Genomic DNA, 12,759 nt, shown 5'->3' with positions numbered 1-12,759 from the left:
ATAATCTTGTGACAAATGAACTTCAACCCAGGAGGCGCGTTGATTCTTGTAGAAGGCGTCGAAACTGAGGCGCAGGTATTGTCAGAACAAAATCGGGGAAAATGCTAAAAATCAGAATTTTCATGGCGCAGTGAGAAAAAACTTGAGCAAGCCGATTGTGAGGATTTCCGTAAAGTCGAACCCAGAGCGCACAGAGCATTGCATCGAGAGGGCTGCAAGGCAGCCCTGTATTCACTAGACAACTACTGAACAGCCTTGGCCATCCCCCGCTCCATATCGTCGATCAATGCCTTGGCCATCTCGCTGAGAATCCGCGCTGCGCTGCCGGCCACGCGGTCATTCTCCATTTCCGCTTCGGTGGTCAGGTGGCGGATGCAGCCGAGCAGTACGGACAACTGAGAGAAGGCGTGGTTGAAGGGGACGTCAGGTTGCAGGCGGAACAGGTCGAAGGTTTCCTCGCCTGCGGTGGAAGACGCTGTGGGATCGTCGCGCATTGTGTTGGTCCTCGGCTCAGGCGCTGGCGCGGGTGTGGTCGCACAAGGCGTTGATCATCCGGCACAACAGGCGGATGTTCATGCCCATCGCATCACGCATCAGACCAGGGCTGCTGTCTAGCCGGGCGGAGGTGGTCTGCTCCACCGTCAGGGTCAGGGCGCGGATCAGCAGGTCGCACGTTTCGGCGCAGGGAGGGTCTTGGAGCGTGATGAGGGGTGGGTCGAGCAGAAGGAGGGTTGCGGGCGGCGGGTCGGGGACGATTTTTTTCATGGTGGGGCTCCGTATGCGGAAAGAAAAAACTACCGTCCTCCTCGTCTCACGGAATTGGGTGGCAGTCGTGCACGGAGTGAGACCCGGGACATACGGTAACCCCGGCCAGGCCTAAGCCTGCCCGCGCACGACCGCCATGAAGCGGTGCTACCGAATGCAAACCGGGTGTCTCACGCCCGATCGCCTTGCGAGGCGACCCGAGGACATTATTCCTGGGGCATCTCCCCGCCTAGACAGCACCTTCCGACAGGCGCGTAGGATAGTTCGCCTGATATCGAGAGCTGAAGCATTTGGTTTCAGATTCGGAAATGTCTTACGGCTTCAAGATGTTCGCCGTCAGATTTTCAGCGCTCTTGAGATCGAGCGCCGCCCGCGCGGCGCTTCGCGGGGCAAGCCCGCTCCCACATTTGTTTCGGGCCAGTTTCGCCTGTGATGGCGGCGCGCGACCGCCTTGTTTGTATGACGCGATATTGAGGCGGGCGCCAAGGGGGCGCGTGCCAATGCCTCAGGAAAATTGGCCCGAAACAAATGTGGGAGCGGGCTTGCCCCGCGAAGCGCCGCGCGGGCGGCGCTCGATCTCATAGGCGCCGCAGCTCTATCGCCAAACACCTTCGCCCCCCAAAACGATCAAGGCGTGCCGCCCCCCTTCCATCCCCCACCCAGCGCCAAAAACACCCCAATCTGCCCCACCGCCACCTGGCTATTCGCCGCCGCCAACTGCGCGCGCATATCGGTATATGTCCGCGTCGCCTGCAAATCCGCCAGGAACGACTCACGCCCAGCCTGGTAATACCGGTGCGTCTGGTCCGCCGCTTCCTTGGCCGACTTCTCTGCCTCGGCCAATGCATCACGCCGGTCGAGCAAGGCGCTGTACTGCGCCAGCCGGGTCTGGGTCTCGCGGATGGCGTTCAGCACCACGCCGTCGAAATGCGCCAGCGCCGCTTGGGTCGAGGCTTCGGCCATGCGGATGCGGGCACGGGTGCCGTTGGTGGGGATGGTCCAGCTGATCTGTGGGCCAAAGCCCCAGCGGTTGGTGGAGGGCTCGCCAAGGTTCTCGAGGATACCGATGGTGCCCACCTGGGCGCCGATGCTGATATCCGGGTACAGCGCGCCCGTGGCCACGCCGATGTAAGCGGTGGCGGCCGCCAGTTGGCGCTCGGCCTGGCGCACGTCGGGGCGCCGCTTGAGTAGCGCGGCACCGTCGCCGACCGGGATCAGTTGGGCCAGGTGCGGCAGTTCGGCGCAATCGGCGGTGCCGGCGGGCAGCTGCTCGACCGGTTTTGCCAGCAGTGCGGCCAGGGTATACAGGCCGGTCTCGCGCTCGGCCTTGAAGCGTGGCAGTTCGGCGCGCAGGGATTTGAATTGGGTCTGCGAGCGGGTGACCTGGGTTTCGTCGCCACGGCCGGCATCGCGCAGGCGCTGGTTCAGCTTTACGCCTTGCTCCTGCAGGTCCAGCGACTCGCGGGCAATGTGGTATTCCTCGTTGGCCGAGCACACCTGGGTATAGGCCTTGACCACATCCGCCACCAGGGTAATGCGCGCGGTGTCCGCTGCGGCCTGCACCGCGTCGGCGTTGGCCTTGGCCGCCTCGGTGCCGCGCTTGAACGTGCCCCACAGGTCGAACTGGTAGGAGGCACTGATGATCGCCTCACCGATATTGGCCACGGGTACCTTCTCGGGCAGCAAAAAGGCCTCGCCAGACTCCTGCAAGCGCTGGGCGCCAGCCTTGATGCCACCACTAAAACCGCCCTGCGATTCGGCCACTTCGACTTGGGCGCGGGCCTTGGCGATGTTGGCCGCAGCCACCCGCAGCTCGGTATTGGCGCTCAATGCCTGGCGCACCAGTTGGTTGAGGCGCTGATCCTGGTACAGCTGCCACCAGTCTTCGGGCACCGGCGCCGACACCACACTGTAGGCGTCCTGGCGCAGCGGCCCGTTGAGGTCGCTGCGCTGCACGGCCGCGTCTTTCGGCACTTCGTAATCCGGGCCAACCAGGGCACAGGCACCGAGGGACAGGGCCATGCCCACCAGCATCAGGCGTTTCATGGGCGCTTGTCCTCGATGATCGACACCGTTGCCGTGCGCCCGGCGATCATGCGGAAGTCTTCCGGCACTTCGTCGAAGGCGATACGCACCGGAATCCGCTGGGCCAGGCGCACCCAGCTGAACGCCGGGTTGACGTTGGGCAGCAGGTTGGCGCCGCTGCTGCGGTCGCGGTCTTCGATGCCAGCGGCAAAGCTTTGTACGTGGCCGCGCAGGCGGGTGTTGTCGCCCATCACGCGGATGTCCACGGCATCGCCGATGTGGATGCCACCGAGCTTGGTTTCTTCGAAGTAGCCATCGACGTGGTACGAGGCGCTGTCGACCACCGACAGTACAGGGCGGCCGGCGGTGACGAATTCGTGGTTACGCGGGGCGCGGTCGTTGAGGTAGCCATCCACCGGGCTGCGCACCACCGAGCGATCGAGGTTGAGCTGGGCGGTATCGACGGCCACCTGTGCCTCGTTGACCGCCGAGCGGGCGCGGGCTTCGCGGGACTGGCTCTCTTCCAGTTGCTCGGCCGCGACCAGGTTGCCCAGCTTGCGGTTACGGCGCGTCTCGCGAGCAGCTTGGGCCAGGGTTTCCTCGCGCTCGGCGAGGGTCGCCTTGGCCTGGCGCAGGGCCAGGCTGAAGCGGTCCTGGTCGATGGTGAACAGCACGTCGCCGCGCTTGACCACCTGGTTGTCACCCACCTCGACCTTCTGGATTAGCCCGGACACATCCGGGGCGATCTGGATCACGTCGGCGCGGATGTGGCCGTCGCGGGTCCAGGGGGCGAACAGGTAGTAGCCCACCATCTGCCACACGAGCACGGCGGCGAAACTCACGACCAGCAAGGTCAGGACCACACGGCCCAGGGTCAGCAAAGGTTTTTTCATGGCAGCATCAGGTTTCGGCAAAAGTGGTCGACCGCGCCCAGCATTACGGCGTAGAGGGCAACGTTGAACAAAGCCCGGTGCCAGACCAGGCGGTAAAAATGCAGGCGCACGAGCAAGGCATGCACGCCCAGAAACAGCAGGTAGGTGAACACCATCATCACCAGCAGCGTGGGCAGAAACACCCCGCTGATATCCAGATCACCGATCACAGTGGGGCTCCATCGATGCCGGGGGGCAGTTGCGGTTGTTCGGTCGGCTCGAGCATCACCTCGACCCCAGGCAGCAAGGCCAAGCGCAGGCCACTCAGGGCATGCAGCAGGTGCACGCGGGCATCGCCGCGGTCGTTGTGGTCGTCCAGCGCCAGCCCTTGCCGCGCGCGCTCCATGTTGCGCAACAGCGTGGCCGGGGCGTGCAGGCGTTGGTTGGCGCGCAGGCAGGCGGCGTAGTGGGCGCCGACTTCCTCGATGACCGTGGCCAGGCGCTCACGGGCCTGCGGGTTGGCGCGGGGCATGTAGGCCAGCAGGTCGAGCAGGTTCAGGCCTACGCGCAGGTCACGCAGCGCCACGCCGCTGTCCTGGCCGGTCTGCGACAAGCGTGGCAGGTGCTGCATCAGGCGGTCGAGCATCTGTACCCCGACCTGGCGGTGTTCGGCCAGGGTAGCGGGCTGGGTCATCTCGACGATGTCGCGCCAGGCGAAGCGGGTCATGCGCTTGGCTGCCAACTCGACGCCGAACGGGCGCAGCAGCAAGGTCCAGATGAACGCGAACAGCAGCCCCACCGGGCCGGCCAGGTTGGCGTTGATGAAAGTCAGGAAGTCTGCGTCGTACGCGCCCTGGATGCTGATGAAGGTGGCGGTGTTGACGATGGTCAGCAAGGTGCCGAGGTAGAAGCGCGGCTGCACGGTCAGCGTGCCGACGCAGATGAACGGCACGGCGAATGCCAGCACCAACATCGGGAAGTCGTGCAGGTTGGGCAGCACCAGGAACAGGTAGACGCTGGAGAAGATCACCGACATCAGCGTCCAGAAGAAGAACCGGTAGATCTGCGGCGCCGGGTCGTCCATCGCGGCAAAGAAGCTGCAGGCCACGGCCGCGAGGATGACCGCACTGCCGCCGTCGTTCCAGCCGAGCAGAATCCACAAGCCGCTGGCGACGATGATCGCGGTGACGGTGGAGAACACCGAGTACAGCATCAGGCCCCGGTCGAAGAAGGGCGTCAGGCGGCTCAAGCGCCAGTGGCGGTAAGCGGCGCGCCAGGGCGTGGCGTCGTCCTTGCGCAGGGCGTGCTGGAGGGTGCAGCAGTCTTGCCAGAGGTCGACCCACTCGGTCAGGCGATACAAGGCGTTGGACAGCAGCAGGCCGGCGCGCTGGTCCAGTGCGGCGGCGCTGGGTTGCAGGCGGGTGATCTGCTCGTGCAAGGCGGCCCAGGGCGCCAGGGAGGCATCGTCGGCAGTGCCTTTGAGCCACTCGCGGGCCTCGGCCAGCAACGGTTGCAACTGGGCGAACTGCACAGGCGCACGGCCTTCGAGGGCGACCAGGGCGTCGTCCAGGGCGTCGATCACCGGCAGCAGGTGGATCATCCGCCCACGCAGCTCGCTGGCGTTCTTCAGGGTGTGGGGGCCGGCACCCTCGTGGCCGAGCTGGCCGATCATCATTTCCAGGGTGTTGAACGTGGCCACCATCGAAGCACGCATGCCGCCCACCTTGTCGGCGGCGACGTCACGGGCCAGGTAGGTATCACTGTAGCGGATCGCCTCGGCAAACCAGTTGCCGGTCGAGCCAACCACCACCGGGGCCAAGCGGCGCGGCCAGAAGATTGCACCGACCACGGCCGCGCAGACGATGCCCAGGCAAATTTCCTGAGCCCGCGACGAGGCCACATCGAACACCGCGGTGGGGTTGTCGACCACGGCCAGGGCAATCATCGGTAGCGTGTAGCCCGCCAGCATCAGCACGTAGTTGTTGGCGGTGCGCAGGTTCAGCGAGAGGAACAGCAAGGTGCCGGTCCACAAGGCGATGGCGACGCTCAGCAACAGCGGCGACTGCACCAAGGGTGGCACCAGGAATATCGCCCCGCCGGCCCCGAGCAAGGTGCCCAAGGCGCGGTACAGGGCCTTGGAACTGGTCGGGCCGACGAACGGGCTGGAGACGATGTAGACGGTCGCCATCGCCCAGTACGGGCGCGGCAGCTGCATGAGCAGGGCGATGTACAGGGCGATCATCGACGCGGCGAAGGTGCGCACGCCGTAGAACCAATCGCGGGCTGGGGGTACTGAGCTGAAGAATCCGTTCATGCTGCCCCGCCGGGTGTGCCGAGGCCAGCGGCTTCGAACGCGCGCAGCACGCGCAAGGCGGCCTCGAGGTCAGCCTGGTCGATGCCCTGCAGCACCTCACGGCGCAAGCGCACCAACTCGGCTTCGATGGATTCGGCCAAAGTGCGGCCTTCGGCGGTCAGGCTCAGGGCCTTGGCGCGGCGGTCGAGAGGGTCCTCGCTGCGGCACACCAGCCCGGCTTTGCACAGCTGGTCGAGCAGGCGTACCAGCGACGGGCTTTCGAGGCCAGCGGCCTGAGCCACCGCCACCTGATGCACGCCGTCGCCCAGGCGCACGATCATCAACAGCGGCGCGGCGCAGGCTTCAGAAATGCCGTAGCCAGTCAGGGCCGCGTGGCAGATGCGCCGCCAATGGCGAGCGGCAACCACCATGCCGCTGCTGACTTGCAGGCGCAGGAGATCAAGGGTCATGAAGGGAACCAAGGATATTCATAGTTTGCTAACTATCAATATACGCCTGGCCCTCCCCCTGTCGTCAACAGTGGGCGACGGGTAGCGTGGGTGAAATTCTGTTCATGCGTGGTCTTTAGCCCGTGCGCGCTCTGTGTGTAGGAGCGGCCTTGCGTCGCGAAAGGGCTGCGAAGCAGCCCCAGCAATATCTGCATAGACGATAGAATCTGGGGCTGCTTCGCAGCCCTTTCGCGACGCAAGGCCGCTCCTACACGGGACTGCGTTGCGGGCCGAATTTGCTTTAACAATCAGGGCTGGACCTGGTCTTCCAGCTTCATCGTCAGCGCCAGCGTACTACCCATCTGCACTGCCCGGTCGCGCCAGTCCAGGTACCGCGCGCGGTCGCGGCTGCTGAAGTGCACCGCCAGCTCCTCGGCCGCCTGCATCACCCCGGCCGCAGCCGCCAGCTCAAGCCAATACAGCGCGCCTTTGATATCAGCCTCCACATACAGGCCATGCATCAGCCGGTACCCCACCTCGAACCGGCACCGCGCTTCGCCCCGCTGGGCACCGCGCAAAAACCATTGGTAGGCCTGCACCAGGTCGACCTGCCAGTCCAGGTCGCCATCGCACACTTCTTCTTCATACAAGTCACCGAGTGCGGCGGCAGCATGCAACATGCCGCGGTCAAACGCCTGCCGATAACACTCGGCCGCCTGCACGTAAGACGTGTCGATGCCTTTGCCGAAGTAATGCTGCTGGCCCAGGTTGAACCAGGCCGCGGCGTTACCCTGCAAGGCCGCCATGCGCAACAGGTGGCCGGCCAGCACGGTGTCGGCACGCCAGTACTTGCCATTGAGCCAGATCCAGCCGAGGTCATTCAGTGCGGCCACGCTGCCTTGCAGCGCTTGGCGGCGCAGGTCGGCGTACACACCCTGCAAATCGCTGGCCTCGTCCAGGCGGCTGACCAGCAACGACCGCTGGCTGGGCAGCCCGACCCCGGCAAACAGCCGATGACGCCTCCCGGCAGGGGCTGGCGGGGCGATGACCCGCTCTGGCAGAAGACGGGCAAGCAGCGAATGGATATTGCTGGCAGCAGACATGTTCATCCTCATTGAACGACACACAACCTCGACCTCGGCTGTGATGAGGCGTGATTCTGCGTGACGTCACGACAAAACCTGTCGCGAACGATTCGGCACGAGGCAACCAAATGCGACTTCCTTGATCTGAGCAGGCTGTGGCCAATTGCCATGCCCCGCTCGTGCCGCCATCCTATTGCGGCAAGCCTAGACAAGGACGTTATCTTTTGCCGTTCGCCACCACTCGCGCCACCCTCAGTCGTCAGTGGGCGCTGCTGCGCCAACTGCCCAGCCGCTCCCCAGGCATCACCAGCGCCGAGCTGGTGTGGCGCCTGCGTGATGTGGGGTTCAATGTCAGCAAACGCACGGTTGAGCGCGACCTCAACGAGTTGTCGCTGATTTTTCCGCTGGAGCGCAATGACAAGAGCATACCGTTCGGCTGGCACTGGTCGTCGAGTGCCGTGGGCGAGCTGCGCGGCAATTTCGACTTGCTGACGTACTTGCGCGGTGATGCGCTGCAGCCGGCCCAAGGCGAGGGGGTAGAGCTGGTGGCGCGGGTCAGTGATGCCTTGGCGCGGCAGTTGCGCGAGGCGCCGTTGAGCAGCGACATGCAGCTGACGGCGCTGGAGCATGGGCATCGGTTGCGGGCCACGGTAAGCGATGGCTGGCCGCTGCGTTGGTGGCTGCTGAGCCAGGGGGATGGGGTGGTGGTTGAGCAACCAGAGGGGTTGCGCGAAGAGATTGGCAAGATGCTGAGCAACGCGGCGGCTCAGTACCAGAATCCATAGCCTGTATCGGCCTCTTCGCGGGCAAGCCCGCTCCCACAGGGGGTGCACTCCTTCAAAGTTGGTGATGACCTTGTGGGAGCGGGCTTGCCCGCGAAGAGGCCGGGGCTGGCTTACTGGCTAGCGCTGCATCCCCCACCGCCGCACGGTCAGCCGCTCCAGGGTGTTGAACACCAACCCCTCGACCAGCAAACCAATCAAGATCACCACCGCCAACCCGGCAAACACCTTGTCGGTGTACAGCTCGTTGCGGTTCTGGAAGATGTACCAACCCAGCCCGCCCTTGCCGCTGCTGGCGCCAAACACCAGTTCGGCGGCAATCAAGGTGCGCCAGGCAAACGCCCAGCCGATCTTCAAGCCCGACAGAATCGACGGCAAGGCCGCCGGCACCAGGATGTGCAGCACCAAGCGCAGGCCCTTGAGGCCATAGTTGCGACCGGCCATGCGCAACGTCTCGGACACCCCGAGAAAGCCCGCATACGTATTCAGCGCCAGCGCCCATAGCACCGAGTGCACCAGCACGAAGATCAAGCTGTTGTCGCCCAGGCCGAACCACAACAGCGCCAGCGGCAGCAAGGCGATTGCCGGCAAGGGGTTGAACATGGAGGTCAAGGTGCCCAGCAGGTCACGGCCAAGCTGGGTCGACACCGCCAGGCTGGTCAAGCCGAACGCCAGCACAATACCCAGCACATAGCCTTTGAGCAGGATCACCAGCGACACGCCGACCTTGGCGGGCAACTCGCCACTGAGCAGGCCGTCCCACAGCGCAGCAGAGGTTTGCAGAAAGCTTGGCAGCAGCAGGTCGTTGCCTTGATAGCGGGCCACGGCCTCCCACAGCGCGGCGATCACCACCAGGATGACAGCCTTGCGCAGCCAGCCTTGCTGCCACAAGCGCTGGGCTAAGGGCAGTTGGCGTTCCAGAGGCACACTGAGCAGCGGCTCCAGCTGCACCTCGTATTCCTGACGTACAGGTGTAGTGGTCATGGCTGAAGCTCCTGTCAGTAGGCGATACGGATATCGTTGAAGCCAAGGTCGTCGGCCTGCTCGGGCGTGTCCGCTTCATCGAACAACAGGCGATGGATACGCCGGGCACTGGCCTGGAAATCGGCGGCGCCCAGGCTGCCAAGGTCGTATTGATGGCTGTGTACCTCGGCCCGTACCCGGCCTGGGTGCGGCGACAGCAGCAAGATGCGGTTGCCGACCACCAGCGCTTCTTCGATGGAGTGGGTCACGAACAGCAGGGTAAAGCGCACCTCTTCCCACAGTAGCAGCAGCTCTTCCTGCATCTTGCGCCGGGTCAGCGCGTCCAGCGCGGCGAACGGCTCGTCCATCAGCAGGATCTTCGGCTGGGTGGCCAAGGCCCGGGCAATCGCCACGCGCGCCTTCATGCCGCCAGAAAGGGTGTGTGGGTAGGCATCGGCAAAGGCGGCCAGGCCGACTTTGTCCAGGTAGTGCAGCGCGCGGTCCTCGGCCTCGGCACGCTTGAGCTGGCCCGATACCAGCAAAGGGAACATGACGTTCTGCTTTACCGTCTTCCAGGGTGGCAACTGGTCGAACTCTTGAAACACCACGATGCGGTCAGGGCCGGGACCTTTGACGGGCTGGCCCTGCAGCAGAATTTGCCCTTCCTGGGGCTCGATGAACCCGGCCACGGCCTTGAGCAAGGTGGACTTGCCGCAGCCCGAAGGCCCCAGCAAGACGAAACGGTCGGCGCGGTCGACTTCGAAGCTGACCTGGTGGGTGGCCCGCACCACGCGTTGCGCGGTGCGGTATTCGAGGCTGAGGTTATCCACCGAGAGCAGCGGTGGCGTGGCGACACGGCTCAGGTTGCTGGCCGCGTGGCCTGGCAATGGGGCGGTCATGATCGATCAGCTCCCTTGCAGCGGGCGTTCATCCTGGAAGAAGTAATCCTTCCACGACTCCGGCTTGTGCTTGATGGCGCCAACCCGATACAGGAAATCCGCCAGTTTGTAGGTGTTCTTCGGCGTTACCGTGAACTCGTACTGCGGGTTGTCGATCAGCTTGATCAGCACATCGCGGTCGATCTTGGCCTTGGTCACGCGGATGTACGTGTCAGCAGCGGCGGCCTTGTCCTTCTGGGCAAAGTCTGCGGCCTCGGCCAGCGCGTCGACGAAGGCTTTGTAGGTCTTGGGGTTGTCCGTGCGGAATTTTTCAGTGGCGAACAACAGGGTCGGCGAGTTGGGGCCAAGCAGGTCGTAGCTGTTGAGCACAACGTGCACATCCTTGTTGGCCAACGCCTGGTCCTGGAACGGTGGGTTGGAGAAGTGCCCGTTCAGTTCGGTGCCACCGGCGATCAGCGCGGCCGTGGCATCGGGGTGCGGTACGGCCAGGGTGTATTTGTCGAGGCGGTTGTATTCCTTGTCGCCCCACTGCTGGGCGGCGGCGTACTGCAGGAAGCGCGACTGCACGGAGACGCCCACGGCTGGCACGGCGATGCGGTCTTTCTCGGAGATGTCAGCGATGGTCTTCACATTCGGGTTGCTGCTGACCAGGTAATACGGGAAGTTGCCAAGCGAGGCGACCGCCTTCACGTTCTGCCGGCCTTTGGTGCGGTCCCAGACGGTCAGCAGCGGGCCAACGCCAGCACCGGCGATATCCACCGAGCCGGACAACAGCGCATCGTTGATGGCCGCGCCGCCCGAGAGCTGGGCCCAGTCGACTTCAATGTCGACGCCCTGTTCTTTACCGTGTTTTTCGATCAGGTGCTGGTCACGCACCACGTTCAACAACAAGTAGACGATGCCGAATTGTTCCGCGATGCGGATTTTGCCTTCGGCCTGGGCCACGGCGGGGGCCGCCAGGCTGCCGACGACCAGACTCGCGCCCAGGCCAATGCTTGCCGCCAGGCGGCTGATGGATTTACGCATGGTGTGTTTCCTCAGTCGTCAGAACGGGGCATCGCCCTGGATGGTGGTGCGATAGAGCTTGCGCCGCAGGTGCGCGGGGCAGCCGGTGGCGAGGTGGATCAGCGAACGGTTGTCCCAGAACACCAAGTCGTGGGGCTGCCACTGATGGCGGTAGATGTTCTGCTCGAGCACGCTCAGGGCATACAGCTGCTGCAGCACGTCGCGGCTTTCGTCGTCTGGCAGGCCGACGATGCGGGTGGTGAAGCCTTCGCTGACGAACAGCGCCTTGCGGCCGTTTTCCGGGTGGGTGCGTACCACCGGGTGGATCACTTCCTGCACTTGGGCCAATTGCTCGGCGCTGAGGGCCGGGCGCCAGTTGCCTTCGAACTTGGTCTCGGCATACCGGGCCGTGTAGGAATGAGCCGCGTCGCGGCCGGCGATTACCTTGCGCAGGGCTTCGGGCACGGCGTCCCAGGCTTTGTGCATGTCGGCGAACAGCGTATCGCCACCCTCGCTGGGCAGCTCCTGGGCATGCAGCATCGAACCCAGGCTGGGGAGCTCTTTATACGACAGGTCCGAATGCCAGAACTTGCCAGCATCGCCCAGGCCGACGTTGCGACCGTCTTCGACGATGTTGGAAACGATCAGGATTTCGGGGTGCCCGGTCAGCAGGAACTGCTTGAGCACATGAATCTGCAGCTCGCCGAAACGGCGGCTGAAGCTGATCTGTTGCTCCGGGGTGATGCGCTGGTCGCGGAACACCAGTACATGGTGATCGAGGTGGGCGCGATGAATTTGGGTGAAATCCTCGGCGTTGACCGGTCGGGTCAGGTCCAGGCCGATGATCTCGGCACCGACGGCACCGGAGAACGGGCGGATTTCAAAGCTTTGCGGCTGGGCGCTGTCGATGGACGACAAGGCGTTCGAGGCGGCGGACATGGTTCACTCCCACGCAGTGCGCGACGTCAAAGGCGCGCAACGATCAGAAACGCACGGGGATTTCCCGTGTGGGTTCAAGTCGTGCGGCGCATCGATTGGTCGACGGGTACGCAGTGGGAGCAACTATAAAGTCATAAGAAAGATATTTTAAATATCTTTAATGAATAACCATATCACTGTAGGTCGGGGCTGATCCGCGGTCAGATCAACCCGCCCTGCTCTTCTTCATCGATCAGGTTGTTCAGGCTGCCCAGCGCCTTGCGCGCCTTGGAACGGTTAAGCAGCTTGGCCTGCGCCCCAGCCGGTAGGTCGGTGATGCTGAACACACCCTTGGCGGTCAGCACATCGATCAAGTCTTCAAGCACGCGGATCATGTCCAGGTCACTTTGCTTGAGCTCTTTGAGGCTGTTTTCCACTTCGTCGTCGGCAAACCATTCCTGAACGTCGGCATGGTCAGCAGGGAGTATTTCGGTGAATTCGTCAAAAGAGGCTGCTTCTACCCGCAGCAACTGGCCGCTAGCGTTGCGTTGCACGTAGAACATGGCGGTGTCCCTCGTCACGTTGGTTCCTTGTAGGTAGACAGCAGCATAGGCAAAGATTCCCGGGCACGCAGGCCCGGCGCACGAGTATGCGCTGTCAGGGGAAGGCAGGAAAGAGCCGGCACCCACCCGGGCGGTCGTTT

The 12,759-nt window shown here is 63.8% G+C and carries 14 protein-coding genes; 1 reads left to right on the top strand and 13 read right to left on the bottom strand.

All coding sequences use genetic code 11. From position 1 onward, the window contains the following. Positions 1–242: 242 nt before the first annotated feature. The 8 genes from ACMCNM_RS01160 to ACMCNM_RS01125 all read right to left on the bottom strand — a co-directional run bounded on the left by ACMCNM_RS01160 (position 243) and on the right by ACMCNM_RS01125 (position 7,507). A complete protein-coding gene (locus ACMCNM_RS01160) occupies positions 243–494 on the bottom strand; it encodes a DUF3077 domain-containing protein (RefSeq protein WP_099428037.1) in 252 nt (83 codons plus the stop codon). A gap of 16 nt (positions 495–510) precedes the next feature. Further along, the gene (locus ACMCNM_RS01155) at positions 511–765 is read right to left on the bottom strand and encodes a hypothetical protein (RefSeq protein WP_412763811.1); all 255 of its coding nucleotides are present in this window, start codon (positions 763–765) and stop codon (positions 511–513) included. Positions 766–1,392: 627 nt separating this feature from the next. Continuing rightward, positions 1,393–2,811 (bottom strand): efflux transporter outer membrane subunit, encoded by a 1,419-nt coding sequence (locus ACMCNM_RS01150; protein ID WP_412763810.1) that lies wholly within the window; start codon positions 2,809–2,811, stop codon positions 1,393–1,395. Further along, positions 2,808–3,683 (bottom strand): efflux RND transporter periplasmic adaptor subunit, encoded by an 876-nt coding sequence (locus ACMCNM_RS01145; protein WP_412763809.1) that lies wholly within the window; start codon positions 3,681–3,683, stop codon positions 2,808–2,810. The genes ACMCNM_RS01150 and ACMCNM_RS01145 overlap by 4 nt, the downstream gene beginning before the upstream one ends. Beyond that, positions 3,680–3,892, bottom strand: coding sequence for a DUF1656 domain-containing protein (locus ACMCNM_RS01140; RefSeq protein ID WP_027595114.1), 213 nt, complete (start codon positions 3,890–3,892; stop codon positions 3,680–3,682). Before ACMCNM_RS01140 ends, ACMCNM_RS01145 begins: the two co-directional genes overlap by 4 nt. Beyond that, positions 3,889–5,976 (bottom strand): FUSC family protein, encoded by a 2,088-nt coding sequence (locus ACMCNM_RS01135; RefSeq protein ID WP_027595113.1) that lies wholly within the window; start codon positions 5,974–5,976, stop codon positions 3,889–3,891. The genes ACMCNM_RS01140 and ACMCNM_RS01135 overlap by 4 nt, the downstream gene beginning before the upstream one ends. Further along, the gene (locus ACMCNM_RS01130) at positions 5,973–6,425 is read right to left on the bottom strand and encodes a MarR family winged helix-turn-helix transcriptional regulator (RefSeq protein ID WP_027595112.1); all 453 of its coding nucleotides are present in this window, start codon (positions 6,423–6,425) and stop codon (positions 5,973–5,975) included. The genes ACMCNM_RS01135 and ACMCNM_RS01130 overlap by 4 nt, the downstream gene beginning before the upstream one ends. 287 nt (positions 6,426–6,712) lie before the next feature. Next, the gene (locus ACMCNM_RS01125) at positions 6,713–7,507 is read right to left on the bottom strand and encodes a tetratricopeptide repeat protein (RefSeq protein ID WP_099452585.1); all 795 of its coding nucleotides are present in this window, start codon (positions 7,505–7,507) and stop codon (positions 6,713–6,715) included. Between the two features lie 206 nt (positions 7,508–7,713). On the opposite strand from ACMCNM_RS01125, the gene ACMCNM_RS01120 reads away from it, so the two are divergent. After that, positions 7,714–8,274, top strand: a complete 561-nt coding sequence (locus tag ACMCNM_RS01120) for a WYL domain-containing protein (protein WP_027595110.1) — start codon at positions 7,714–7,716, stop codon at positions 8,272–8,274. Positions 8,275–8,391: 117 nt separating this feature from the next. Here ACMCNM_RS01120 and ACMCNM_RS01115 read toward each other — a convergent pair whose 3' ends face one another. The 5 genes from ACMCNM_RS01115 to ACMCNM_RS01095 form a co-directional block, all read right to left on the bottom strand. Next, positions 8,392–9,255 carry an ABC transporter permease gene (locus ACMCNM_RS01115; RefSeq protein ID WP_027595109.1) on the bottom strand — a complete coding sequence of 288 codons (864 nt, stop codon included), beginning with the start codon at positions 9,253–9,255 and terminating at the stop codon, positions 8,392–8,394. A 14-nt stretch (positions 9,256–9,269) separates the two neighbouring features. Then, a complete protein-coding gene (locus tag ACMCNM_RS01110) occupies positions 9,270–10,133 on the bottom strand; it encodes an ABC transporter ATP-binding protein (RefSeq protein WP_027595108.1) in 864 nt (287 codons plus the stop codon). A gap of 6 nt (positions 10,134–10,139) precedes the next feature. Then, entirely contained in the window at positions 10,140–11,159 is a 1,020-nt protein-coding gene (locus ACMCNM_RS01105; protein WP_085273906.1) for an ABC transporter substrate-binding protein, read from the bottom strand. 18 nt (positions 11,160–11,177) lie between these two features. After that, entirely contained in the window at positions 11,178–12,077 is a 900-nt protein-coding gene (locus ACMCNM_RS01100) for a TauD/TfdA dioxygenase family protein (RefSeq protein WP_085273907.1), read from the bottom strand. A 200-nt stretch (positions 12,078–12,277) separates the two neighbouring features. Further along, the gene (locus ACMCNM_RS01095; protein WP_027595105.1) at positions 12,278–12,619 is read right to left on the bottom strand and encodes a hypothetical protein; all 342 of its coding nucleotides are present in this window, start codon (positions 12,617–12,619) and stop codon (positions 12,278–12,280) included. Between the last annotated feature and the right edge of the window lie 140 nt (positions 12,620–12,759).

Origin of the sequence: Pseudomonas sp. NGC7 (genome assembly GCF_047159675.1) — a bacterium.
GTDB lineage: Bacteria > Pseudomonadota > Gammaproteobacteria > Pseudomonadales > Pseudomonadaceae > Aquipseudomonas > Aquipseudomonas kermanshahensis.
The sequence above is the reverse complement of the archived record's forward strand: the minus strand, read 5'-3'. Positions and strand labels throughout refer to the sequence as shown.

What these genes read in the sequence shown, in the direction of transcription:
- ACMCNM_RS01100 (WP_085273907.1), bottom strand. Translation starts at nt 12,077, where the DNA reads ATGTCCGCCGCCTCGAACGCCTTGTCGTCCATCGACAGCGCCCAGCCG.
- ACMCNM_RS01095 (WP_027595105.1), bottom strand. Translation starts at nt 12,619, where the DNA reads ATGTTCTACGTGCAACGCAACGCTAGCGGCCAGTTGCTGCGGGTAGAA.
- ACMCNM_RS01155 (WP_412763811.1), bottom strand. Translation starts at nt 765, where the DNA reads ATGAAAAAAATCGTCCCCGACCCGCCGCCCGCAACCCTCCTTCTGCTC.
- ACMCNM_RS01160 (WP_099428037.1), bottom strand. Translation starts at nt 494, where the DNA reads ATGCGCGACGATCCCACAGCGTCTTCCACCGCAGGCGAGGAAACCTTC.
- ACMCNM_RS01150 (WP_412763810.1), bottom strand. Translation starts at nt 2,811, where the DNA reads ATGAAACGCCTGATGCTGGTGGGCATGGCCCTGTCCCTCGGTGCCTGT.
- ACMCNM_RS01135 (WP_027595113.1), bottom strand. Translation starts at nt 5,976, where the DNA reads ATGAACGGATTCTTCAGCTCAGTACCCCCAGCCCGCGATTGGTTCTAC.
- ACMCNM_RS01125 (WP_099452585.1), bottom strand. Translation starts at nt 7,507, where the DNA reads ATGTCTGCTGCCAGCAATATCCATTCGCTGCTTGCCCGTCTTCTGCCA.
- ACMCNM_RS01105 (WP_085273906.1), bottom strand. Translation starts at nt 11,159, where the DNA reads ATGCGTAAATCCATCAGCCGCCTGGCGGCAAGCATTGGCCTGGGCGCG.
- ACMCNM_RS01110 (WP_027595108.1), bottom strand. Translation starts at nt 10,133, where the DNA reads ATGACCGCCCCATTGCCAGGCCACGCGGCCAGCAACCTGAGCCGTGTC.
- ACMCNM_RS01130 (WP_027595112.1), bottom strand. Translation starts at nt 6,425, where the DNA reads ATGACCCTTGATCTCCTGCGCCTGCAAGTCAGCAGCGGCATGGTGGTT.
- ACMCNM_RS01145 (WP_412763809.1), bottom strand. Translation starts at nt 3,683, where the DNA reads ATGAAAAAACCTTTGCTGACCCTGGGCCGTGTGGTCCTGACCTTGCTG.
- ACMCNM_RS01115 (WP_027595109.1), bottom strand. Translation starts at nt 9,255, where the DNA reads ATGACCACTACACCTGTACGTCAGGAATACGAGGTGCAGCTGGAGCCG.